Source organism: Stenotrophomonas acidaminiphila (assembly GCF_001431595.1).
Taxonomy (GTDB): domain Bacteria; phylum Pseudomonadota; class Gammaproteobacteria; order Xanthomonadales; family Xanthomonadaceae; genus Stenotrophomonas; species Stenotrophomonas acidaminiphila.
Genome location: NZ_LDJO01000007.1, coordinates 24,234 through 47,445 on the forward strand (window position 1 = coordinate 24,234; position 23,212 = coordinate 47,445).

Sequence of the window (23,212 nt, forward strand, 5' to 3'; positions counted from 1 at the left end):
TCCCCGGGCAGGGTGCGGGCCCGTGGCTTCATCCTCGCCGTCACATTGTGGATCCTCGCCGGTATCACCATCGCCGTGGCGTTGATGACATTGTGGGCAGTCTCTCAGGTCCAGGACGCACAGGTGGCGCGTGGGCAGTTCGAGGATGAGGCCTCTCTATATGAGACGCGGGACACCTTGTTGTACCTAATGGCGACGAGGGAAAAAACGTTGGCTGGCCAGCCCACCCGAGCGTTAAGTGACGCTGAGGTGGCCTATCGCCGGCTCAGCGAGTTCGGTGGCCTTTCCCGTGAGCCAATTGGGGGGGAGTTGCGGCTGGATGGACATCCCTACAAGGGGCTGGCAAGTACCGCGTTCTCGCTGCAGGATGAGGCAGGCTTGTTCGCTGTAGTCTGGCCGAATCCGTCAGACTTGGATCGATTCCTCAATCTGTATGGCGTCAGGCCGGAGCAATGGGCGCGGCTGCGCGATACCCTGCTGGATTACATCGATTCCGATGACCTGGCGCGAGTCAATGGAGCTGAGGTCCGTGAATACGAGGGAGAGGGGCATAGGCCGCCTCCAAATCGCCGTCTTCTGGTTCCAGGTGAGCTAGCCATGGTATTGGGATGGGGTAGCCTGCCGCCGGAAAAGCTCTCTGCCATGATCGAGCACCTCACGCCCTACTACGCCGGAGGCATAAACCCCAACACCATGCCCGAAAATTTGCTGCCGCTACGTATTCCGGGTTGCCCGGAGACTTGTCGGCGACTCGTTGAGCAGCGGCGCCTGCGCCCCTTCACGTCCACTTTCGACCTGCAGAGCCGGCTGGCCGTCCGAGTGCCGGGTGACGATGCCTTGGACTATCGCTATGTGGCCGACGATACCGTGCGGATCACCCTGTGGAGGCGCACGGGCGCGGGCTGGCGGATGCATGTAAGATTGACGCCCCTTGCGGACCAGCAGGGCCCATGGTCGATCCTGGCCGCCTATCCCATCGCCCGCCCCTCACCCAATGAACCTGTGGAACAAACTGGCAGCCCTCTTTTTGCCGACAAGACGCCTGGTGAATGATGACCAGGGCAGCGTTTCGCGTGGTGGTCCATTCGGAGGCCAGCAATGGGTGGTAAGCCGGGGCGAGTGCCAGTACCGGCGTGAGGATCTGCGGGCGCTGCCGGCACGCAAGCGCATGCAGGCGGGTAAGCTGGCATTGGCCCGGCACATGCCCTCGTCCTCCGCGCGCTCATATGTGGCCTGGACAGGGGGCGTAGCTCACTTCTGGTTCTGGACGGCTGCGGAGGCCGACGAGCATAACGCGGCAGGTCAGCGACGCTGGATACCGGAAACCCTGCTGCTGGCCCCCCCGGCCTCTGACGGTGTACGTCTGCTCAGGCTCTCGCAGGGGTACGAGGCACAATTCTGGCAGAACGGAACCCTTGCCAGCAGCCAGTGGTGGGAGCAGTTGCCTGCGCATGAGGCGTGGTTGCGCTTTGTACGTTCCACTGGGCTGGATCCGATTACAGTCCAGGACGTTCCCGCGCCGACTAGCCTGCCGTGGTCGAACAAGTCCTGGGGTGAAGCCAGTTGGGCACAGCAACTGATGGACTTGCTTGATGAGAAGACCGTATGGCTGCTGCTCTTCGCCATTCTGGCTGCTGGGGTTGCATGGCAGGTGTTTTCCCTGCTGCGCTGGCAAGCGGCCGGAGATCAGTTGTCCGTCCGCGTGGAGCGCTTGCGCGAGGAAGTGGGGCCGCTGCTGACAGCAAGGGAACAGGCCGAGCAGGCTCTGGCAGAGTTGGAGCACCTCAGTGCTCTGCGTACGCCGAACGACGATTACGTGCTGATGGCTGATGTGGCCACCCGCTTGCCTGAGAACAGCAAGTTTGCTTCCTGGAAACGGGAGGCGGGCAAGCTGCAAGTCATCTTGCGCAGTGCCGAAGCCGATCCGCGGGCCTTCGTCCTTGCATTCGAGGGGAGTGATCGCCTGTCCGACGTCACGGTGACGCCTCTGGCCAACGGCGCGATGCAACTGGTGTTCGAATTGCCTGTGACTCATGCCGAGGAAGCGAAGGGGGGCGACCATGAGTAACCGTCGTCGGTGGCAGCTGCTCCGCGATGAATGGCGCAGCAATCCTCGTCTGCGCTACGGCGCAATGGTTATCTTGGCCATTCTCGGCATGCAGGGGTGGTTCCTGCTATCGGACCAAGTGGAAAAGCGCATGAAAGCTTATGCCAGCGACATGGAAATGCTGGCTCGCCTTGAGGGGGTGCGCAAGGAAGTATGGTGGCCGGAGCGTGCGGGCAAGGTCGCCGAATTGCTGCAGACCGTTACCGGGACAATCCCTGAGGTCGCCGGCAAGGGTATGGCCCAAGCCGAGTCTCAGGCGTGGCTCGCTCACTTGGTGGCTGAGCAGAAAATTGGCGAGCCTCGTGTGAAGGTAGAGGACACCGTTGACGTGGATGGTTATCCGGACATGTGGCAGGTGATCTCGCGGCTGGAGGGCAATCTTCCGAATCTCGGCCATCAGGCATTCATGCACTCGCTGGCTGAGGCATTGCCTTGGGTACAGGTGGAGCGGATTGAGATTGGCGAGGGTGAGGCGCCGCGCGTGGTGGTGACGCTTCGCAGCTACTACCGCAAGGGCGTGCCCGCCGTCGACGGCCACCTGCTGCAGCAAGTGTCTAATCAGCAGGAATCCACCACCAATAATCCCGATGCAGCGGACCTGGCCCGATGAGATCCCACCTGCGCACACTTGCTGTGATTCTGTTGGCCTTGCTTCTGGGTGCTGGCTCCAGCTATTGGTTCGGTGCCTCTCCGACTGCCGTGCGGCCATTGGAGCTGCAGGCGCAGGCGTGGCGCGACGGCTGGAGTGGCGATGATGACCTGCTCGCCGCCAGTGCAATATGGCAGGAGCGCGCTCCTTGGGGAGCGCCTCCTGCACCGCCCGTGGAAGCATCTCCCCCCGCCCCGCCGCCGCCGATGCCGGTAGGAGTGTCCAAGGACGGTCGGAACTATACGGCCATCTTCCAGGTCAACGGCACCGGTGTAGTTCGCCTTCGTGCCGGAGGCCGCTTGCCGGATGGCGGTCATGTGCTGCAGGTAAGTGGTCGCCGTATCGTCTGGCTGGATGCCGAAGGCAAGCGGCAGCAGCGTGAGATTTTCAATGAATTCCAGGGTGGGCAATGATCTTTCCCGAGCGTCGTCCGGGACGGGTTGGCCGCATCCGGCGCACCTTTGCGCGAGCTTCGAATATGGTGAGTACCAGCATGATGAATCGGTCGCATGGGGGCCTTTCGAGCAGCCGGCATGCTGCTTGGCACGCTTTTCTTGGGGTCTTCCTGCTCAGCCTGCTGGCCGGTTGCGCCAGTACCGCGGTGAAGTTTCCCGAACCCCTGCGTCCGCCCAAGGAAATGGCGGGCAGCAATGAAGTGCTGGAGGGGGAGAGCACCGCTGTTCGTAAACGACCGCTGGTAGAGGAAGGGCCTGTCCTTGCTCCCCCGAGGGCTGCGGCATCGGCGGCTGAGGTGAAGCAGGCCCCAAGTCCGGTGCCAGATGTAATTCCGCGCAAGCGTCCGGTCGCGATCGTGCTCGAGGGAGTCTCTATAGAGTCCTTCATCAACGTCGTGTTCGGTATGGAACTGGGGTTTGGCGTGCAGATTGACCAATCGCTGCGTTCCCGACCGGAACTGCTGAGCCTGAGTCTGACCGAACCTCAGCCACCGGCGAAGGCTTACACCATTGCCCAAGAGGTCCTTTCGGCATATGGCGTCAAGATCAACGAGCTGGGAGGTGTGCTGCAGTTCCAGCCGGCGAATCAGGGGGGGCGTGGCGGTGGTGATCTTCCTGCCCTGATTGCCACCCGATCGCTGCCGGACGTGCCGGCTGGCCAGCGCACGGTGTTTGTCGCCATGCCCTTGGAAATTTCACAGCCCGGCGCCGTGGCAGCTCAGGTACGTGGCCTGTTTGGTGCTCATCAGGTTAGTTTTACAGAGCTGGCCGATGCCAACGCATTGCTCATCAGTGGTCCTGGAGATGCGGTGCGCGCGGCCATGAGTGCTGTCTTGACTCTCGACGGGGGAGGGCTGATCGGCAAGCGATCATTGCGCATTAATCCACTTTACCTGCCCGCAGATTTGCTGGCCAAGGAGCTGCGCGATGTGCTCGCTGGTCAAGGCATTGCGGTCAAGAGTGGGCCTGGCACGAACGGCGTGGTGACCTTCGTGCCCGTTTCCTCGGCCAACGCGCTTCTTGTATTCAGCGAATCCGAAGCGGCGCTGAAGGCGACGCAAGAGTGGGCCGACCGGCTGGATCAGCCCAGCGAGGACAGCGCTGGCGGTGGCATGTACTTGTACGCTGCGCGGCATACGACAGTGGAGACGCTGCTGCCGGTGCTTCAGTCGCTGCTCGGAGCGGGTGCCGGGGGCGGCACGCCACGTACCACTACCGGTGCCGGGCCTGGTCAGGCTGCTGCGGGAGGCGGTGAAATGGCTGCGTCTCGAGGGGCGGGCAACAGTACAGGTAATGCAAGCACCTCCATTTCTGGCCAGAATGGCCAGGTGGCAGTGGATCCCATTCGTAATGTGATCGTCTTCCAAGGCGAGGCGCAGCGCTGGCGTGCCATTCAGGGGGTTCTCGCGAGGCTGGATCAGCCGGCGCGACAGGTGGTGATCGAAGTGACCGTGGCCGAGGTCACCATGACCGACGAGTTCAGTCACGGCGTTGAGTGGGCGCTACGCAACATCAGCATCAATGGCATGTCTGGTCCAGTCACGGCGCTGCAGGGGTTGGCAGGTACGGGTGGTGGCGGTCTGGTATGGCAGGGGTTGTCGTCCTCAGGCCAGGTCAAGGCGATCCTCAATTTGTTTGCCAAGGATAGTCGCGTCTCGATCCTTTCCACTCCGCGCATTCTGGTAAAGAGTGGCGAGTCGGCCAGCATCGATGTAGGTACGGAAGTTCCAATCATCACCAGTCAGGCGACCGCGCCCGACCTGCCCAGTACCGGTGGCAACAGTTCCATCCTGCAATCGGTGCAGTACCGCAAGACTGGCGTGCTGCTGGACATCGAAGCAGTGGTCCACTCTGGTCAGCGCGTGGACTTGAAGATCAGTCAGGAGGTGAGCGAGGCCACGCCTACCGACACTAGCGAAATTTCATCGCCTAGTGTATTCAGTCGCAAGCTCAAGACCAGTCTGAGTCTGGCTGACGGTGAGAGCACGTTGCTCGGTGGATTGATCTCCAGCAATCGCAGCGACGGCAAGACCAAGGTGCCCCTGCTGGGTGACATCCCGATCCTGGGGCGGGCATTCCAGAGTCGCAAACAGACGGGAACGCGCACCGAGCTGTTGATGCTCATCACGCCCTATGTGGTGGAAGACGCCGCGCAGACCCGTGCCATCACCGATGCCATCCGCAGCCGCTTTGGTGCCGGTGAGAGCTGGGGCGAGGGCATGCGCCGCCAGCCTGCCTCTCTGCGCTCCGGAGAGTCCAGTGCTCCGGAGTCACTGGCGCGGCCTGACGTGCAGCCGGAACAATAAATATGAACGAGAAAAGGCGCTATCCCGTCGCATTTAGGACTATTGACGGTGGCTTAACCCCATCCTATAGTTCTGCTGCACTGGGGACTGCGCACGGGTAAAGGCATGCGCAGAAAGGGTGCCGGGGGGCAATGAGTCAGGGGGATTCCTGAGCATGCTTCCAGGTACCAAGTGCCGGCGCCGGCACGTGCATGCGAGCGGCGTGTGGTGTCCAGTGAAGCTGTTGTATACAAACAACAAACCTAAGCTTAGGAGTTTTTCAAACATGTTGAACAAGAAGGTTCTCGTCGCTGCTGTCATCGGCGGCCTGTTCGCAGGCAATGCCGCAGCTGCCAACCTGTCGGCCAGCCCGGTCGTCCCGGCGTACTTCGCCAAGGAAATCATCGCGACTCCGGCTGCTCCGGTCACCCTGACCACCTCGGCTTCGCCCGCTACGCAGCTGACCTGGAACATCGGCTACAACTTCTCGCAGACCGAAGTCCGCTACGTCCGCGTTGAGTGCTCGAACAACATCGCTTTCGATCCGGCTACCGCCGTTACCCTGAGCGACCCCGCTGCCGGCAATATCGGTGCCATCAACGGCCTCGGCACCAACGTGCTGACCTTCTCGATCACCTCCGTCGGTGGTCCGGCCAACAACGTCGTCGAGGCCGATACCGTGCTGCTCGCCGGTGACCATGACATCACGGGCACCGACCAGAACGTGAACTGCTCGGTCGGCATGTACGATCAGCCGTCGCAGGCCCAGGCCGGCGGTACCCCGGGTCTGATCGCCAACACCAGCTTCTCGGGTCCGTACCTGGTGTTCGCTCCCAGCTATGAGCTGGTTGCCAGTGCCACCACGCACACCGCCGACGTTGAGGCCAATCCGTCGTTCAGCCGCTTCCTGCCGGATACCTACACCACCGCCACCACTGCGTCGATGGGTAAGGGTAGTTCGCTCACTTCGATCGCGTACCGCCTGCGTGATCCGGATGGCGCTGGCGCCCAGAACGCTCCGTTCCAGATCGACGGTACCGAAATCGCCCTCGCCACCCTGCTGGCCCCGACCACCTCGGTGGCTGTTGCCGGTGACTACACCCTGGCCGCCAATGCCACCGGTGCTGCTTACACGGGTGGCGCACTGGCTCGCGCTCAGCTGAACGGCGCCAACGCCGCTACTCTGTCCTCGACCTCGGCCTCGTTCACCGTCGGCAGCACCGGCTTCTCGGGGGCTGAGTTCGACCTGACCGTCAACGGTTCGAACCAGATTCAGGTTTCCGACTACGTCGCCACCCTGAAGGCTGTTGCGGCCGCTCCGACCGTTTACAAGGTCAATGACATCAGCGGTGTCAAGTTCGGCAGCATCGTGCGTAACGGTACTGAGCTGCAGGCTCCGCTGGTGCAGACCCCGGGTGGTTGGATCAGCCGCCTGGTGCTGACCAACACCGGTTCTGTTGCGCGCCCCTACACCATCTCGATCATGACCGAGACGGGTGTTAATGCCACCGCTGGCACTGTGACCGGCACCATTCCGGCTCATGGCACCAAGGTGATTGATGACCTGAAGACCGTGTTCTCCACTGATGCTGCCCCGCGTGGCACTCTGAACGTGAACGTGGCTGGCCCGACTGGCCAGATCCAGGGTCTGTACCAGATCGTCAACCCGGATAAGGGTTCGATCAGCAACCACGTCCTGGTTCGCCCGGGCACCAACTAATCTCCGGATTGGTTGAAGCAATACAGAAAGGCCCGCTTCGGCGGGCCTTTCTTTTTTTTTGGTTTGCCCTCTTGAATGCGGCGGGGAAGGTGTTGATCACGTTATTCTGCAGCGCGATCTGATCAAGGGCCAGTGACGCATGGGCAAGATGGGTGGGGCTTTCTTTCTGCAGGCGGCGGCAGGTCCGGCGCATGTGCTGGCGTTGGACGGGCTGCGTGGATTGGCGGTGCTGATCGTCATCGGCTCGCACCTTTCCAATGACGGCTGGCTCCCATTGCCCAATCTGTCGGGTACCGGCAAGAGTGGTGTTTACCTGTTCTTCGTTCTTAGTGCCTACTTGCTGTCCAGCATGATGCTGGCCCGTCCACCTGGAGGGCTGTCCAGTGCGAGCTACTGGATCGACTATGCTCTTCGCCGGGTGCTGCGGATATGGCCGCTTTATCTGGTTGTTCTGCTACTCAGCTGGATACTGAGCCGCGCGGGCGTTCCTTGGCACTACAAGATCGACACTGCCGCGCTCGTTGATCATCTGACCCTGCGCGCAGGGCAGAGCGTGCTCTGGTCGATACCGGTGGAGTTCACCTTCTACCTATGGTTGCCTCTGATCGTGCTGGCGCTGCGGGCGATGCACGGCCGCGCAGGGGCCCGTTGGTCAGGTCTGGCGTTGCTCATCGTACTGATGCTGCTGGCTACATGGTATTGGCCTGCTACGTTGGCACCTGTCAATGGCGTACAGCTTGGCCCTTATCTGGTGATATTTCTGTGTGGTGTTGCCGCGGCCTGGATCCAGCAGGAATGGCCGCAGCTGGCCCGCTGGCGGCTTGGTTGGCGCATGCTTGGTTGGGTACTGCTGGCTTGCCTCGTGCTCATCACCCCATCGCTGTGGGCTCTGCTCACCGGGGGCGAGTTCGACCAAGGCTTCAACAGTCGCTGGTTCACGACATTTGGCGTTGGCTGGGCGCTATTGCTGCTGGCAGTCTTGTGGGGTGATGGGGCGCTTAGGCGATTCTTCGCCTGCGTTCCCATGCGGCTGTTGGGTGTGGTTAGTTTCAGCGCATATCTATGGCACATGCCAGTGCTGCAGGTCGCTGATGCCCTTGGTGCGCGCGCATGGGGATGGCTTGGTCTTCTTCTCATCTTGGTTTGCATATTGCTGGTGGCCATGGCGTCCTTTCTGCTGTTTGAGCGCCCTTGGCGATGGATCCGCTATGGAGCGCGTGCGTCCATAAGCAAAGCTCAGCCCCTGCCACATCGGCGGTGAATACCAGCTGCCGGGCCATACTCGACTCGGGGCGGAGGATGCAGGCGCTCGGGTATCATTGGCCGTTTCCAACAGGAACGGAGCGGGACCATGACACACCGCCTTGCAACGCTGGCCATCCACGGCGGCCAGTCGCCGGATCCCAGCACCGGCGCGGTGATGCCGCCGATCTACGCGACCTCGACCTATGCGCAATCCAGCCCGGGCGTGCACCAGGGCTTCGAGTATTCGCGAACCCATAATCCGACCCGTTTCGCCTACGAACGCTGCGTGGCCGCGCTGGAAGGCGGCAGCCGTGGCTATGCGTTCGCATCGGGCATGGCCGCTACCTCGACGGTAATCGAACTGCTCGATGCCGGCAGCCACGTGGTGGCAATGGACGACATCTACGGCGGCAGCTTCCGCCTGTTCGAGCGCGTGCGCCGCCGCACTGCCGCGCTGGATTTCAGCTTCGTCGACTTGGCTGATCCGGGCGCGGTCGAGGCGGCGATCACGCCGCTGACGAAGATGGTTTGGATCGAAACGCCTACCAACCCGATGCTGAAGATCGTGGACATCGCCGCGGTCGCGACCATCGCCCGCCGCCACGGCCTGATCGTGGTAGTGGACAACACTTTCGCCTCGCCGATGCAGCAGCGTCCGTTGCAATTGGGGGCGGACATTGTCGTGCACTCGGCCACAAAGTACCTAAATGGGCACTCGGATATGATCGGCGGCATGGTCGTCGTCGGTGACAACACCGAACTCGTCGAACAGATGGCTTTCCTGCAGAACTCGGTGGGTGGCGTTCAGGGGCCGTTCGACAGCTTCCTGGCCCTGCGTGGGCTGAAGACGTTGCCGTTGCGCATGAAGGCGCACTGCGCCAACGCGCTGGAGCTGGCGCAGTGGCTGGAAGCCCATCCCGCCGTAGAAAAAGTGATCTATCCGGGACTGGCTTCGCACCCGCAGCATGCGCTCGCGTCCCGGCAGATGAGTGGCTACGGTGGCATCATCTCCATCGTGCTCAAAGGCGGCTTCGAAGCCGCGAAGCGCTTCTGCGAGCGCGCCGAACTGTTTACCCTGGCCGAGTCCCTGGGCGGCGTGGAAAGCCTGGTCAACCACCCCGCGGTGATGACTCATGCCTCGATTCCGCCGGCCCGCCGCCAGCAGCTGGGCATCACTGACGCGCTGGTTCGCCTGAGCGTCGGCGTGGAGGATGTCGAGGACCTGCGCATGGACCTCCAAAGTGCCCTTGTCGGTGAAGGTACGCATGGTTGAACCTCATTCCGGTACGCCTTCTGCCCTACTTGCGACGCTGCTGCGCAACCGCGGGCTGATACGCCAGTTGGCTTGGCAAGAGATCGCCGGACGCTACCGGGCGTCTGTGCTGGGAGTGGCATGGATGGTGATCACTCCCTTGCTGATGCTGGCGGTCTATACCTTTGTGTTCGCGGTCGTATTCCAGTCGCGATGGGGAGGCGTTGGCGATACGGACAAGGCGAAGTTTGCAGTAGTGTTGTTCGCAGGTTTGGCTGTGTTCAATCTGTTCGCCGAGTGCGTAAATCGTGCGCCTGGCCTGATCGTTGCCAACTCCAACTATGTCAAGCGGGTGGTGTTCCCGCTTGAGCTGCTTCCGGTCATTACATTGTGTGGGGCGCTGTTCCATTTTGCGGCCAGCATGCTGGTATGGATGATCGCATCGTGGATACTTATCGGGCCGCCCCCACCAACAGTGTTGCTGCTGCCTTTAATGGTGCTGCCGCTGCTGATCGGCACGCTTGGGCTGGGCTGGCTGCTATCCGCGTTGGGTGTGTATCTGCGCGATGTAGGTCAGGTGGTAGGTGTTGTGGTGACAGGTCTGCTTTTCCTTTCGCCGATTTTCTATCCGATCGAGGCCGTTCCCGAGTCCGTGCGGGACCTGATACGGCTCAATCCCGTCGGCTATATGGTCGACATCGCCCGGGGCGTACTGGTATTCGGCACTCTCCCGAGTCTGGCTGGCTATCTGATAGCCTTTTTCTCGAGCGTGCTGCTGGCATGGGTGGGCTTCTGGTGGTTCCAGAAGACCCGTAAGGGGTTCGCGGATGTCCTGTGACGATTACGCTATTTCCGTGGAGGGGGTTGGCAAGTGTTATCACCTCTACAGCCATCCCTCTGATCGGCTCAAGCAGTTCGTGCTGCCGCGGCTAGCTTCGTTAGCGGGAATGCCGCTGCGCCGTTACTACCGCGAGTTCTGGGCGTTGCGCAACATCGGCTTTCAGGTGCGCAAGGGTGACCAGGTAGGGATTGTCGGGCGCAATGGCGCGGGCAAATCGACCTTGCTGCAGATCATCTGCGGAACGCTGGCTGCCACAGAAGGCAGCGTACAGGTGAATGGTCGGGTAGCGGCGCTGCTTGAACTTGGCGCAGGCTTCAATCCCGAGCTGACCGGCGCTGAGAACGTCTTTCTCAATGGTGCCGTACTGGGTCTTGACCGGCAGCATATGGAGCAGCGCTACGAGCGGATACTGTCTTTTGCCGACATCGGCGAGTTCATCGGCCAGCCGGTGAAGAACTATTCCAGCGGCATGTACATGCGGCTGGCGTTTGCGGTCGCTGCGCATGTCGATCCCGAGATCCTGGTAGTGGACGAAGCCTTGTCGGTGGGTGACGAAGCTTTCCAGCGGAAGTGCAACCTAAAGATCCAGTCATTGCGGGAGGCAGGGGCCACGGTGCTGTTCGTGTCGCATTCGGCAAGTCATGTGATCGAGGTATGCAACCGCGCGTTGCTGATAGACAAGGGGCAACTGGTCTGCGAAGGCGAGCCGAAGAGGATCGTTTCCACCTATCACCGGATGATCCACGCTGCGGCCAGGCAGGACTTAGAAGCGGAGGTCGATGCAGCACCGGTTGAGACGATCGAGCGTGGCAAGGAAGGTGATGTCGTCGCCCCGCTTGCCAGCAACGATGACGAAGCCTTCTGGGATCCGGGTCTGGTATCGACGACGGCGGTGGACTACCCATCGCTGGACTGCCGGATCCTTTCACCACGTCTGCTTGCTAGGGATGGACGCAAAGTCAACGTCCTGGCCGGTGGCGGCGATTACGTCTATGCCTACGAGGTCCATTTCGAGGCTGCGGCTGCGGCTGTCCGTTTTGGCATGATGATCCGGACCATGCGTGGCCTCGACCTCGGTGGCGGCGTCTCGACGCCAGCAGGTTCATCACACGATTTCTTCGTCCGTGGCAGCGTGGTGGAAGTTCGTTTCCGCTTCCATGCAGCCATGGAGGCCGGCGTCTATTTCCTGAATGCCGGTGTGGTCACCATTCTCGGTGATGAGGAAAAATATCTCGCCCGCATCGTTGATGCGGTGATGTTCCGAGTTCTGGCGAAGCGAGATTCACTGGTAACGGGCATGGTGGATTTCGGCATATCACCGAGCATCGCGTTACAGAAGGCAGCGGATTGAGGAGGCTGTTCCGCTCGGCGGCAGACGGCTGGACATGCATGAAGGACAGGAAATGAATCAACGGAGTTCGCACGCGCTGCTGGTGCTGGGTATGCATCGCAGTGGCACTTCCGCGGTGACGGGAGCACTGGCACTGCGGGGCGTGTTCCTGGGGCGGGATCTGATGGCCCCCGGCCCGGACAACCCAAAGGGTTTCTGGGAGCATGTCGGCGTGGTGGACATCCACGAGCGCCTGCTCGATGCGCTCGGTCGCAGCTGGGACGATCCGCGCACGCTGCCGGATGGTTGGCTGGAAACTCCGGCTGCTGAAGCTGCGCGCGAACAACTGCGTGAACTGCTGCTGGCCGAGTTCGGTGAGCAGCCTTTGTGGGCGATGAAGGACCCTCGCCTGTGCCGGCTGCTGCCGTTGTGGTTGCCGTTGCTGGCTGAAATGGGAATCGCTGCCAGTGCGGTGATAGTGGCGCGCGATCCGCGCGAAGTCGCCTCCTCGCTGTGGGCGCGCAATCGCTGGCCCGGTGCGCTTTCGCGCGAACTGTGGGTGCGACATGTCTCCGATGCGATCGCCGACAGCGCAACGTTGGCGAGGTGCGTGCTGGTCTATCCACGGCTTCTGGTCGATCCGGTCGGGGAGATCGAGGCGCTGGTCAATACGTTGCAACTGCCTGCGCCGGTGCCGGCGGAAGGCCGGTTCGAACGTATCCGGGAATTCATCAGTGGTGACGAACGTCATCACCAGACCGAAGCCGATCCCGTTCCGGATTGGCAGGCAGCAGTATCGCTCTACCGCTTGATGCTGCGGCAGCCGGCACCTTGGGACGAACTCCAGTCGGCCGCATCGGCCATTGCGATGGATAGCCGGCCTCTAGCCGGCGCGCTGGCTGAGTACGCCGGCTTGCATGCGGCGCAGCGGCGCTCATTGGCGGAGGCGAGCGATCAGACACAACGGCTGCAGATGCAATGCGAGCAGTTTGGTCACCGTGTGGAAGAGCTGGAGTTGGCGCTGGCAAAGGCAGGTACGGAGCTTGACCGGGTAAATCATGAATTGGACGCGCGCACGGACTGGGCAAGAGAGCTGGATGCCGGCCTGCAATCGCTGCGAGCTATGCATGCAGCGCTGGAGTTGCGTAGTGCGGAAGTCGAAGCGCAATTTGTGCGGACGATCCAGGTGCAACAACGGCATATCGAGCATCAAGAGCATACGCTTGCACAGGTGTTGGGCTCGCGCTCGTGGCGATTGACCCGACCACTGCGCGGCTTAGCGCGCCTGCTGCGCGGTGATTGGCAAACGCTTGCGCGGGTGTTCCATCAGAGCGGTCTGGCGCGGTTGCCAGGAATGTCACTGTTACGTCCGCTGGGCAGGCGGCTGCTGATACGGGAGCGCACGCCTGCAAATGGAGCGGGGGTGAAAATACCGCCACCTACGGTGGAAGTGGACCTCACGGGGCTTTCATTCCCGTCCATCGCCGATCCCGACGTGTCGATCATCATTCCGGCCTATGGCAATCTGCCCTATACGGCGGCCTGCCTGCGTTCCATCGCCGATAACCTGCCGATGGCGACAGTGGAGGTGATCGTCGCCGAGGATGCGTCCGGTGATGCCCAGATCGACCGTCTTGCGCAGGTGCCGGGGCTCATGTACAGACGTTACCCGTCCAATCTGGGTTTCGTGCGCTCCTGCAATGCGGCTGCTGGGTTTGCGAAGGGGCGATACATCTATCTCCTCAACAACGATACGCAGGTGACGGCGGGTTGGCTGGATGCGCTGTTGGAAGTGTTCGTGCGCAAGCCCGATGCCGGCTTGGTTGGATCCAAGCTCGTCTATCCAGACGGCCGCCTGCAGGAGGCAGGCGGCATCGTCTGGAGAGATGGCAGCGCCTGGAATCATGGACGGCTTGATGACCCAACTCGCGCGCAGTATGGCTACCTGAAAACTGTCGACTATGTTTCCGGTGCCTCGATCATGCTGCCGAGGGTCGTGTGGGACCAATTGGGCGGCTTCGACGAACGGTATGTGCCTGCCTATTATGAAGACACGGATATCGCATTCAGGGTCCGGGAGGCGGGATTGCAGGTCTATCTACAGCCTTCTTCCGTGGTGGTGCATTTCGAGGGAATCTCTAACGGTACCGACGAGGGAAGTGGCATAAAGGCTCACCAGGTCAGTAACGGCAGGAAGTTCCTGGAGCGCTGGCGCGGGGTGCTTGAGCAGGGACACTTCGATAACGGGCAACACGTGTTTCTCGCGCGTGATCGCGGCCAGTTCCGCCGTTCGACGGTGCTAGTGGTAGACCACTATGTACCGCAGCCAGACCGTGACGCGGGCTCACGCGCGACTTGGCAGGTGATGGAGCTGCTTGTCGCCAAGGGTTGCAACGTCAAGTTCTGGCCCGACAACCTCAATTACGACCCGGCCTATGCACCCGCTCTCCAGACGCTGGGTGTGGAGGTGATGCATGGGCCGGAATACGTGGGGCGCTTCGAGGACTGGGCGAACGAAAATGGAAAGTATCTCGATGTCGCCATCCTCAATCGTCCCCATATCGCGGTGAAATACCTGCGTGCGCTGCGCGAACATAGCGAGGCCCGCGTGTTGTACTACGGCCATGACATCCACCATCTTCGCCTGGAGCAGCAACTGAGGCTTGCTGCCGATGCGGACGTTCAACGCGAAATGGAAAAAGTGCGCGCACAAGAGTGGAGCTTGTGGCGGGACTCCGACGCGGTGTTGTATCCCTCCGAGGACGAAACCGCACATGTGAAGCAATGGCTGCGATCTAGCGGGGGGCATGCCCAGGCGCTGACCGTCCCCCTGTATGGATATCCCGATGTGAAGCGGGCTTACCAGGGAGGTCCACTCGGACGCCATGACATCCTGTTTGTCGCCGGCTTCGCCCACTCGCCGAACGTGGACGCGGCACGTTGGCTGGTGCACGACATCCTGCCGCGTGTACGTGAGCGGCATCCCGGCATACAGCTGTATCTGGTGGGGTCCAACCCGACGGTCGAGGTCTGGGACTTGGCCAGCGCCGATGTGCATGTCACCGGCTACGTCAGCGACGAAGTACTGAAAGACTACTATGCGCGCTCCAGGGTTGCAGTGGCGCCGTTGCGCTTTGGTGGTGGCATGAAGGGTAAGGTGCTGGAGAGCATGTGCCATGGCCTGCCGATGGTGACCACGCCGGTGGGCGTGCAGGGGCTGTCTGCGGCGACGTTCCTGCCCCACTCGGAGGATGCCGTGGAGCTGGCCAATGAGATCTGCCGGCTGCTGGTCGATGACGAGCACTGGCGCCAGGTGTCGCGGGCCTCAACGCAGTTCATTGCCGACAATTACTCGGTGCAGGCATTGTGGCGGGTCCTTGAGACACAGCTAAAGACGAGTTCCTGAGATTCTTTGATTCAAGCGAGGCGACGTGACGTTCATGCTTGCGTATGGCCAACCCCCAGCCGGTTGGCGGAGGATGTTCAGGGGGCTGCCGCGGCGCACTCTGTCACGTTCAGGTCGGCTTGGGCCAGAACAATGCCATCGCCGTTACCCACGAGCATAAGATGTGATTTATTGGGCAGCTGCTTGATCAAGCGCACAGGCGCACCCGAGTTCGCCGGCGTAGTGTCCAATAACTGCCTGGAGCCTCCTACGGCTTCAAGCCAAAGTTGGGCATCTTGGTTGGCCAAATTGTTGGTGCGGATGTCGATGGTTACTTGCATCAATGAGCCAGGTGTGGCGCAGCGCTCTTTACTGCTGACGGTAATTTCCGCCGGCTGCTCCGCTTCAAGATAGACTTCAGAGGAGGGCTGTGCAGCTTCGGCGCCACTGAATCCAGGAATGGTCTTTAACTCTGGATAGAGCCGGTTGCGCATCTGGAAACTGGTAGAGAATACATTGAGCTTGCGTTGGACAAGCATATCCATGAGCTGCTTGCGGCGCTCCGGTGGATATCCGCATACGTACATGATATCAGGGCATTGTCCGGTAGCCGCCTGCGGTGCATTGGCTACTCGTTGCATGGCCAGCGCCGCGTTCTGCCAATAAGGTGTCAGATACTGCGGCAGTATCCAAGACTCACGTGAAACCAAAAGTTGTACGGAAAACAGACAGGCGATCACGACGATTCCGGACGCTGGCTCGACAAGGCGTATGTTCCAACTGGGGCGGGCCTCACGGATAACCGCCTGTAGCATGATCGCGAGAGCAACGAGGGATACCTGATAGGATTGCACATAGCGAGGCTGGTGGAGGTAACTCCAATCGAATAATGTAACGCGACCGATGATGATGGAAGCGGTCATGCCGTATGACAGCAGCATCAGGAAAACGGAAAGGGCGGTAATCCGTGTATAACGATTATTGCGCCAAGAGAAATAAGTCCGGGCCCAGAACCAAACGTGTAGTGAAATTATGATCGCTGCGCAGGCAGCCATCGCGAGCGATTGGTTTTCGGGAAAGTGCTTGGCAAGGTGTTCGGCGTGGATAAGGCTGTCAGAAAAGGGAATAAGCAACCCAGTGATGGCATCGGGTTTGGTGAAAGTGGAGGCCAGGGCGCGCCAGTCAAGACCCGCACCTCCTTCCAACCCTGTATGTCGAGCTATTAGCCACAGGCAGAGGCGTGCCGCCAATAGCCCTGCTACCGCTGCGAGGGCCTGCCGCCACGCTTCGCGCCTGCTGGCGCTCTGCATTGGAGCCAAAGCCATCATTGTTGCCAGAAGCGCTACGATCGCCTGAGAATCAATGCACATTCCAAGTGCGGCCGTCGCCACAAATATCTGCAAAGGTTGCGGACGGTTGCATCTATTCATTGCGAACACGAAGTACGCAGTGGCCAGAAGTAGTGCGATATAGCCGAGTGTTACCAATGGCCAGGTGAACACGTTCGTACTGTTGAGTGACAGGCCCAGTGCGAACACTAGTGAAACGCCAATGGCTACGATGACTCTTTGTCCGGGAGTTTCAATCGACAGGCGGAGCAGTTCTGCAGCGATGATCGTGCACCAAACAATGCCGAAAAGGACGCCGATCAGTCCCTCGATACGGAAATCCATGTCGAAGAAGTGCGTATGAAAAAGAAGTACGAGCTTCTGTAGTGGCTGTGCATGATCAATACCATTTCGCTTCATGAACAGATCGAGGATGCCCATCGATCCATCGAAGTAGCGGGGCAGAAAATACTCTAAAAAGTCCCACCCATCAGCCTGGATCAGCGGCGTAGCGGCCGCGAGGCTGAACAGCAGGGCATTGCCGCATGCAAGCACAACTAAGAGCACGGTCGCTCTGTTGATCCACTGTGCGCTTCCAAGGCGTTGAAATAGTCGATTCATTCTGACGCACCGAGCGCTTGGTCGGCTGCGGCGAGAATATCGGGCAAGTGCTCTTCCACCCCGATCCACAGCGGCATCCGCACCAGGCGCTCGCTGAGCGCGTCGGTATTGTGCAGCTGGCCATGGGTACGCGCGGTCTGCAGGCCGGCCGGCGCCGAGTGCAGGGGAATGTAGTGGAACACCGTCTGCACCCCCCGGGCCTTCATTTCCGCGATGAAGCGGGTCCGCGTCTCGAGATCGGGCAACAGCATGTAGTACATGTGCGCGTTGTGCTCGCAGTCGCCGGGGACGACCGGGCGGCGCAGGCGGCCGGCCTTCTCGTGCGGCGCGGCCCACTGGTGGTAGCGCTCCCAGATGGCCAGGCGCCGGGCGGTGATCTGGTCGGCCTCCTCGATCTGGGCGCACAGGAATGCGGCGGTGATCTCGCCAGGCAGGAACGACGAACCGACATCCACCCAGGTGTACTTGTCGACCTGGCCGCGGAAGAAGCGGCTGCGGTTGGTGCCCTTCTCGCGCAGGATCTCGGCGCGCTCGCCGAAGCGCGCGTCACGGCACAGCAGAGCGCCGCCTTCGCCGGAGATGATGTTCTTGGTCTCGTGGAAACTCAGCGCACCCAGTTCGCCGATGGTGCCCAGCGGACGTCCCTTGTAGGTGGACATGATGGCCTGTGCCGCATCCTCCACGACCGCCAGCCCGTGGCGGGCGGCGATGTCCATCAGCGTATCCATCTCGCAGGCCACGCCGGCGTAGTGGACCACGCAGATGGCGCGGGTGCGCGGGGTGATCGCGGCCTCGACCAGGCGCTCGTCCAGGTTCAGGGTGTCCTCGCGCACGTCCACGAACACCGGCACCGCACCGCGCAGCACGAAGGCGTTGGCGGTGGACACGAAGGTGTAGGACGGCATGATCACTTCATCGCCGGGCTGCAGGTCGAGCAGCAGGGCCGCCATTTCCAGCGCCGCGGTGCAGCTGTGGGTGAGCAGCGCACGCTGCGCTCCGGTGCGCTGCTCCAGCCATGCATGGCTGCGCTTGGTGAACTGGCCGTCGCCGGACAGGTGGCCATTGGCATGCGCCTGGGCGATGTGCCACAGCTCGCGGCCGGTCATGAAAGGCTTGTTGAAGGGAATCAAGGGTGGCCTCGCGGGATGCGTTGAGGTGGTTCAGGCGACCGATCGCGAAAGCACGACCACGCCGAGCATGATGATCAGCGTGCCGGCGATCTTGTAGCCGTCCAGCTGCTCATGGAAGAGCGCCACGGCCAGCAGCGCGACCAGGAAGAAGTTGATCGCCATGTACGGATAGGCGCGGCTGATCGGCATCTTGCTGATCGCCGCCATCCAGCACAACGAAGCGCCGAACGCCGCGGCGAAGGCGGAAATCACCCATGGCTTGAGCAGCAGCTGCACCAGGTTCAATGGCTGCAGCGGGGCCGCCAGCAGGTGCCCATGCACGCCGACCTGCCATTTCAGGATCAGTTGGCCGTAGACGGTCAACATGATGGTCAGGGCGATGAATACATAGCTCATCGGGTCAGTTTCCAGGCAGGGTGATCTTGCGGGTGAGCACGTCCAGCAGGTCGGTGCCATCCCAGACCGGATGGAAATCCAATGCGCGGCCGAACGGCACGATGCGGTCCAGCGCGCGGTTGCCAAGCTGGTCCAGCAGGGCGACCAGCGCCTCGCGGGAGAAGCCGTGCTGGACCAGGGTCTGGTCGCGGTCGTCCAGCTGCGGTGCGAGCTCGACGAGCGAACCGAGCCGGACATCCACCACCAGCCCATGCCCGCTCTGCAGTTCGCGCAGCCGCCCGTCGGCACGCCCGGCATCCAGGGTCAGGGGGTAGTTGCCCAGGGCGCTGCCGGCATGCAGGCCCGGCGCCAGCGCCGCCATCAGGTGCGCGTCGGTGACCCGGGCCATCAGTGCGGCGGGCTCATCGGCGACCTGCCCGGACTGCGCACGCACGGCCGCCCAGAAGCGCGCGCGCGCGGCTTCCACCGTGTCCGCCGTGCCGACCCAGTACAACGTACGCGGCGAGGAGCAGGCCTGCTGGCCGAACCAGAGCACGTCGTTGATGAAGCGGTGCGCGAGCTGGCCCAGCTCGGCGTCGTCGCTGGCCGCGAGCGTGGCCGCATCGATGGCCGCCACCCCGAACCGGTCGGGGAAGGCCAGTTCCAGCGCCAGCGGTGCCAGCGGCAGCGAGCGGATCTTGGCCACGGTCGCGTCGCCGCCCCAGATGATGCGCGCGTGGCACTGGCGCGACAGCAACGTGGTTGTCGCGTCGTCGTGCGGATAGGTCAGCAGCACGCTGCGCTGCAGGACGTCGTCGTGCAGGCCTTCGGCCCGCATCGCGTGCAGGATCGAGACGAGCGCCTCGCGCTGGGTGCTGGGCTTCTGCGACAGGCGCGCGACGTTGCGGTTGCCGGCAAGCACCGACATCAGCCAGGCGTAGGCGAACAGGACATCGACGTTGGCCGGCGCAAGGTGGAACACCAGCCCGCGCGCGAGCAGGTGTTCGTTGGCCGGCGATTGCAGGCGGCGCGAAAGGTGTTCCTGCGCGGCCGGCCGGAACCAGTGGGCCAGGGTGGCAAGCTCTGGATGGTCGCGCAGTACCGGCAGGGCGAACACCCGGCGCGCGAAGTCGGTCACGAAGGCCCGTGCCTGCGCACTGAACGGCGGCAGTGGCGCCAGCGCGGCGATGCGCGCCAGCTGCGCATCGAGCGGTGCGGTGCCGTCGACGGAAAACAGGATGCGGGTCATGCGTTCGGTACCGTCCTTGTGTCGCTGCAGCCACGTACTTCGACGTTCCTGATGCGGCCGAGCACGCCGAAATGCTTGCCCGGGCGCCCGCACCGGCAGTCGTCCTCGCCATGGATCACGCCCAGGTCCTCGGTGAGCAGGCTGTGCCCCGGATAGCTGCCGGGCAGCAGGCTCAGTACCTGTATCGCGCCGACGGTACCGTCGGCGACCGGGGCAAGATCCTTCAGGTCGCGGATGATGACGTCCGCATAGGCCGGTGCGTGCAGGTGCCCGTGCTCGCATTCGAAGAAGATCGACCCGACCTGCTCGACCATGCCGTAGTAGTTGTGCACCCGATCAATGCCGAATGTGGTGGACAGCGCGGCCTTGTAGGCGGCGTTGTCGACCTTCTGCTCGTCCATCTTCTTCCAGCCACCGCCGTGCACCAGCATGCTGCCGGCCGGGAAACGCAGTTCGACCCCGTCGCGCCGCGCCGCCTGCACGAAGGATTGCCAGACGATGAAGGTGAACCCGAACAGCAGCACCGGTTCCTCCGGCGCCCTGGACAGCCATTGCGCCAGGGCAACCCAGTCGGGCTGCAACTGCTCGTCAAGCAGATAGAGATGATCGCGGCCGAAGTTGGAGAAGCCCAGGATGCCGGCCGCGCGCGCGTTGAAGCGGCTGCGGTCGCGCAGGAAACTGTCGTCGTCGACCACCAGCATGCGCATTCGGCGGTTGCCGGCGAAGTGCGAGAAGATCCGTGCCAAGGCACGGGTCTGCGCGCGCGCGGTGTCAGCATCGAGGAAGATGCGCGATACCGCCGCGCCGGTCGTGCCGCTGGAAACCAGCGTGCGCAGCACCTGGTCATCGGCGACGCTCTTGAGCTCCAGCTGCTTGAACAGGCGCACGGGCAGCCACGGCAGCGCCTCCAGGCTGTCGGCCGCGCCACCCTGCCAGAGCGCGTCGAGCATCGCCGCGTAGGGTGCGCAATGCGCATGATGGTGGCGGGTGAGCGACTGCAGCCCATGCAGCAGCCACTCGCGCTTGGCCTGGCGGTCCAGGCCGAAGACATCGACGTCCAGTGCGGCCGCGGCCAGCGGCGTCGCGGGTGCCATGTTCACTTTCCGGCTCCTTCCCCGGCCAGCTGCCGGAGCGACGGATAATCGATCTTGCCGTTGGACAGCAGCGGCAAGGCCTCCAGGTGGATGCAGCGCACCAGCCCGCCGAACAGCTTGTAGCGCGCCTGTACCAGGCGTCGCACCTCATCCGGCGGCGCAGCCTCGCCGCCATGGCTGAACACCACCAGGTCGTCGTCGCTGCCCGAGCAGGCGATCTGCCGGCCCAGCGCCGCCGACAGCATCGCTTCAACCTCGTCCAGGTTGACGCGGTTGCCGGACATCTTCAGGAAGCGCTTGGCGCGGCCGGTGATGTAGTGGAAGCCGTCGGCATCGACACGGGCCAGGTCGCCGGTGCGCAGCACGCCGTGCTGTTGGTCGGCAGCAGCCAGTTCGCCGCGCGAGGTGGCGTAGCCCATCATCACGTTGGGGCCTTCGTACACCAGCTCGCCGCTGTCGCCATCGACGTGCATGCGGCCGCCGGGGACCGGAATGCCGATGCTGCCGATCTTGTCCAGCAGGCGTTCCGGTGGCACGTAGCTGATCCGCGGGGATGCCTCGGTCTGGCCGTACATCACGAAGAACTGAAGGCCGTGGTCGCGTGCCGATTCGGCGAAATGCCGTACCAGTTCGTCGCGTAGGCGCCCGCCGGCCTGGGTCAGCATGCGCAGGCCCGGCAGTTGCAGTCGCGCCAGTCCCATGCGCCGCAGGATCTCGTAGGTGGCCGGGACGCCCGAAAGCGAAGTGACGGCGTTGCCGCGCGCGGCTTCCCAGAACTCGCGCGTCATCAGGCTGTCCTCGCTGAGCACCACGCAGCCACCGCATGCGAGGTGGCTGTTGAGGATCGACATGCCGAAAGAGTAGGCCAGCGGCAGGGTGGTGATGGCACGGTCGTCGGCGGTCAGGCCCAGGTAGGCGACGATTGACGCGGCGTTGCTGGCCAGCCCCTGCGCGGACAGCCGCACCAGCTTCGACGAGCCGGTGCTGCCGGACGTGCTGAGCAGTAAGGCCAGTTCCGGGTGCGGCGCGGCGCCGGTGGCGGCGTCGCGGACGTGGATGCTCAGGCACCCGCCGGCATGCACGGTGGTGTATCCCCGTGGTGCCGGGCCGGGCAATGCGAGCCACTCGGGGGTGTAGCAGTCGACCAGGGCCGCGAGCAGCTCCGGGTCGGTATCGGCCTGCACCAGCAGCGGTACCTGGCGTGCGCTGCGCAGCGCACCCAGGTACAGCGCCACGGCCTCGATCGTGCTGGGCATCGCCAGGATGCCCATGCCACGGCCGCCCGGGAGCAGGCCGGCCAGGTCATCGGCCAGTCCGGCCAGTTCGCGGTAGCTGAGCGTGCGCGTCCCCTCGATCAGGGCCGTGTGCTCTCCATGGGGCAACTGCCAGAACCGCACTCAGACCACCATCTGCCCGTCGATGCCGATGACCTGGCCGGTGACGTAGGTCGATTGCCCGCCGAGCAGGAACGCGACCAGTTCGGCAACTTCCCGCGGCGTGCCGGCGCGGCCCATGCCGATCGACGCCACGCGCCTGGCATGGGCGGCTTCGGGCATGGCGCGGGTCATGTCGGTGTCGATGAACCCGGGCGAGACCGCGTTGACGCGGATCCCCTTGGCGGCCAGTTCCTTGGCGGCCGAACGCGTCGCCCCGACCAGGGCGGCCTTGCTGGCGGCATAGAGGCTCAGGCCCGCGGCGCCGTTGACGCCCATGATCGACACCAGGTTGACAATGCTGCCGCGCTGCGTGCGCGACATCAGACGCGCCGCGTACTGCATCGCCATCAGTGGCGCCTTCACGTTGATCGCGAGCACGCGGTCGATGTCCTCGGCGCGGATCATCCCGAGCAGGCCTTCGTGCAGGACGCCGGCATTGTTGACCAGGCCGTCGAGGCGGCCGAAGCGATTGAACACCTGTTTGAACAGCCCCGCCACCGCATCCGCGTCGGCCAGGTCGATCACCGCGACCATCGGCTCAGGCGCGCCGTGTGCGGACAGTTCCGTCGCCAGCACCTGCAGCGCTTCGCCGTCGCGCGCCGCCATCACCAGCTGCGCGCCCTGGGTGGCGAGCAGTTCGCAGATGGCCTTGCCTATGCCGCGCGAGGCACCGGTGACCAGGATGACGGGAGCGTCGGCGGTTCCCATCG

The 23,212-nt window shown here is 62.8% G+C and carries 18 protein-coding genes; 11 read left to right on the top strand and 7 right to left on the bottom strand.

What is annotated here, in order from left to right; translation table 11 throughout:
• Positions 1–45: 45 nt before the first annotated feature.
• From ABB33_RS01390 to ABB33_RS19010, 11 genes are all read left to right on the top strand, one after another.
• Complete coding sequence (locus tag ABB33_RS01390) at positions 46–1,053, top strand: type II secretion system protein GspK (protein WP_152984909.1); 1,008 nt, start codon at positions 46–48, stop codon at positions 1,051–1,053.
• The gene (locus ABB33_RS01395) at positions 995–2,068 is read left to right on the top strand and encodes a hypothetical protein (protein WP_152984910.1); all 1,074 of its coding nucleotides are present in this window, start codon (positions 995–997) and stop codon (positions 2,066–2,068) included. Before ABB33_RS01390 ends, ABB33_RS01395 begins: the two co-directional genes overlap by 59 nt.
• A complete protein-coding gene (locus ABB33_RS01400) occupies positions 2,061–2,717 on the top strand; it encodes a hypothetical protein (RefSeq protein WP_152984911.1) in 657 nt (218 codons plus the stop codon). Before ABB33_RS01395 ends, ABB33_RS01400 begins: the two co-directional genes overlap by 8 nt.
• Positions 2,714–3,169, top strand: coding sequence for a hypothetical protein (locus tag ABB33_RS18370; protein ID WP_152984912.1), 456 nt, complete (start codon positions 2,714–2,716; stop codon positions 3,167–3,169). Before ABB33_RS01400 ends, ABB33_RS18370 begins: the two co-directional genes overlap by 4 nt.
• The gene (locus ABB33_RS01405; RefSeq protein WP_082594930.1) at positions 3,166–5,517 is read left to right on the top strand and encodes a secretin N-terminal domain-containing protein; all 2,352 of its coding nucleotides are present in this window, start codon (positions 3,166–3,168) and stop codon (positions 5,515–5,517) included. Before ABB33_RS18370 ends, ABB33_RS01405 begins: the two co-directional genes overlap by 4 nt.
• 265 nt (positions 5,518–5,782) lie before the next feature.
• Positions 5,783–7,216, top strand: a complete 1,434-nt coding sequence (locus ABB33_RS01410; RefSeq protein WP_056930876.1) for a hypothetical protein — start codon at positions 5,783–5,785, stop codon at positions 7,214–7,216.
• Between the two features lie 139 nt (positions 7,217–7,355).
• A complete protein-coding gene (locus tag ABB33_RS01415) occupies positions 7,356–8,477 on the top strand; it encodes an acyltransferase family protein (protein ID WP_056930877.1) in 1,122 nt (373 codons plus the stop codon).
• A 90-nt stretch (positions 8,478–8,567) separates the two neighbouring features.
• The gene (locus ABB33_RS01420) at positions 8,568–9,734 is read left to right on the top strand and encodes a cystathionine gamma-synthase (RefSeq protein WP_056930878.1); all 1,167 of its coding nucleotides are present in this window, start codon (positions 8,568–8,570) and stop codon (positions 9,732–9,734) included.
• Positions 9,715–10,551 (top strand): ABC transporter permease, encoded by an 837-nt coding sequence (locus ABB33_RS01425; protein WP_248842440.1) that lies wholly within the window; start codon positions 9,715–9,717, stop codon positions 10,549–10,551. Before ABB33_RS01420 ends, ABB33_RS01425 begins: the two co-directional genes overlap by 20 nt.
• Positions 10,541–11,905: an ABC transporter ATP-binding protein gene (locus ABB33_RS01430; protein WP_056930880.1), complete on the top strand. Its 1,365-nt coding sequence runs from the start codon at positions 10,541–10,543 to the stop codon at positions 11,903–11,905. Before ABB33_RS01425 ends, ABB33_RS01430 begins: the two co-directional genes overlap by 11 nt.
• A 52-nt stretch (positions 11,906–11,957) precedes the next feature.
• Positions 11,958–15,290, top strand: a complete 3,333-nt coding sequence (locus ABB33_RS19010; protein ID WP_225546679.1) for a glycosyltransferase — start codon at positions 11,958–11,960, stop codon at positions 15,288–15,290.
• A 77-nt stretch (positions 15,291–15,367) separates the two neighbouring features.
• Here the strand turns inward: ABB33_RS19010 and ABB33_RS18375 are convergent, their stop codons facing one another.
• Genes ABB33_RS18375 through ABB33_RS01465 form a run of 7 tightly spaced genes read right to left on the bottom strand, consistent with a single transcriptional unit; the run spans position 15,368 to position 23,210 of the window.
• The gene (locus ABB33_RS18375; protein WP_152984913.1) at positions 15,368–17,218 is read right to left on the bottom strand and encodes a hypothetical protein; all 1,851 of its coding nucleotides are present in this window, start codon (positions 17,216–17,218) and stop codon (positions 15,368–15,370) included.
• On the bottom strand, positions 17,215–18,348 hold the full coding sequence (gene rffA / locus ABB33_RS01440) for a dTDP-4-amino-4,6-dideoxygalactose transaminase (protein ID WP_082594932.1): 1,134 nt from the start codon (positions 18,346–18,348) through the stop codon (positions 17,215–17,217). The genes ABB33_RS18375 and rffA overlap by 4 nt, the downstream gene beginning before the upstream one ends.
• A gap of 30 nt (positions 18,349–18,378) precedes the next feature.
• The gene (locus ABB33_RS01445; protein WP_054662733.1) at positions 18,379–18,744 is read right to left on the bottom strand and encodes an EamA family transporter; all 366 of its coding nucleotides are present in this window, start codon (positions 18,742–18,744) and stop codon (positions 18,379–18,381) included.
• 4 nt (positions 18,745–18,748) lie between these two features.
• A complete protein-coding gene (locus tag ABB33_RS01450; protein WP_056930881.1) occupies positions 18,749–19,972 on the bottom strand; it encodes an acyl-CoA reductase in 1,224 nt (407 codons plus the stop codon).
• Positions 19,969–21,066 carry a LuxE/PaaK family acyltransferase gene (locus ABB33_RS01455; RefSeq protein WP_056930914.1) on the bottom strand — a complete coding sequence of 366 codons (1,098 nt, stop codon included), beginning with the start codon at positions 21,064–21,066 and terminating at the stop codon, positions 19,969–19,971. Before ABB33_RS01455 ends, ABB33_RS01450 begins: the two co-directional genes overlap by 4 nt.
• A 2-nt stretch (positions 21,067–21,068) precedes the next feature.
• Complete coding sequence (locus ABB33_RS01460) at positions 21,069–22,463, bottom strand: AMP-binding protein (protein ID WP_056930882.1); 1,395 nt, start codon at positions 22,461–22,463, stop codon at positions 21,069–21,071.
• Positions 22,464–23,210: an SDR family NAD(P)-dependent oxidoreductase gene (locus ABB33_RS01465; RefSeq protein ID WP_054662742.1), complete on the bottom strand. Its 747-nt coding sequence runs from the start codon at positions 23,208–23,210 to the stop codon at positions 22,464–22,466.
• Positions 23,211–23,212 lie beyond the last annotated feature (2 nt).

What these genes read in the sequence shown, in the direction of transcription:
- ABB33_RS01395 (WP_152984910.1), top strand. Translation starts at nt 995, where the DNA reads ATGAACCTGTGGAACAAACTGGCAGCCCTCTTTTTGCCGACAAGACGC.
- ABB33_RS01420 (WP_056930878.1), top strand. Translation starts at nt 8,568, where the DNA reads ATGACACACCGCCTTGCAACGCTGGCCATCCACGGCGGCCAGTCGCCG.
- ABB33_RS01415 (WP_056930877.1), top strand. Translation starts at nt 7,356, where the DNA reads ATGGGCAAGATGGGTGGGGCTTTCTTTCTGCAGGCGGCGGCAGGTCCG.
- ABB33_RS01465 (WP_054662742.1), bottom strand. Translation starts at nt 23,210, where the DNA reads ATGGGAACCGCCGACGCTCCCGTCATCCTGGTCACCGGTGCCTCGCGC.
- ABB33_RS18370 (WP_152984912.1), top strand. Translation starts at nt 2,714, where the DNA reads ATGAGATCCCACCTGCGCACACTTGCTGTGATTCTGTTGGCCTTGCTT.
- ABB33_RS19010 (WP_225546679.1), top strand. Translation starts at nt 11,958, where the DNA reads ATGAATCAACGGAGTTCGCACGCGCTGCTGGTGCTGGGTATGCATCGC.
- ABB33_RS01455 (WP_056930914.1), bottom strand. Translation starts at nt 21,066, where the DNA reads ATGGCACCCGCGACGCCGCTGGCCGCGGCCGCACTGGACGTCGATGTC.
- ABB33_RS01445 (WP_054662733.1), bottom strand. Translation starts at nt 18,744, where the DNA reads ATGAGCTATGTATTCATCGCCCTGACCATCATGTTGACCGTCTACGGC.
- ABB33_RS01405 (WP_082594930.1), top strand. Translation starts at nt 3,166, where the DNA reads ATGATCTTTCCCGAGCGTCGTCCGGGACGGGTTGGCCGCATCCGGCGC.
- ABB33_RS01430 (WP_056930880.1), top strand. Translation starts at nt 10,541, where the DNA reads ATGTCCTGTGACGATTACGCTATTTCCGTGGAGGGGGTTGGCAAGTGT.
- ABB33_RS01410 (WP_056930876.1), top strand. Translation starts at nt 5,783, where the DNA reads ATGTTGAACAAGAAGGTTCTCGTCGCTGCTGTCATCGGCGGCCTGTTC.
- ABB33_RS18375 (WP_152984913.1), bottom strand. Translation starts at nt 17,218, where the DNA reads ATGAATCGACTATTTCAACGCCTTGGAAGCGCACAGTGGATCAACAGA.
- ABB33_RS01400 (WP_152984911.1), top strand. Translation starts at nt 2,061, where the DNA reads ATGAGTAACCGTCGTCGGTGGCAGCTGCTCCGCGATGAATGGCGCAGC.
- ABB33_RS01450 (WP_056930881.1), bottom strand. Translation starts at nt 19,972, where the DNA reads ATGACCCGCATCCTGTTTTCCGTCGACGGCACCGCACCGCTCGATGCG.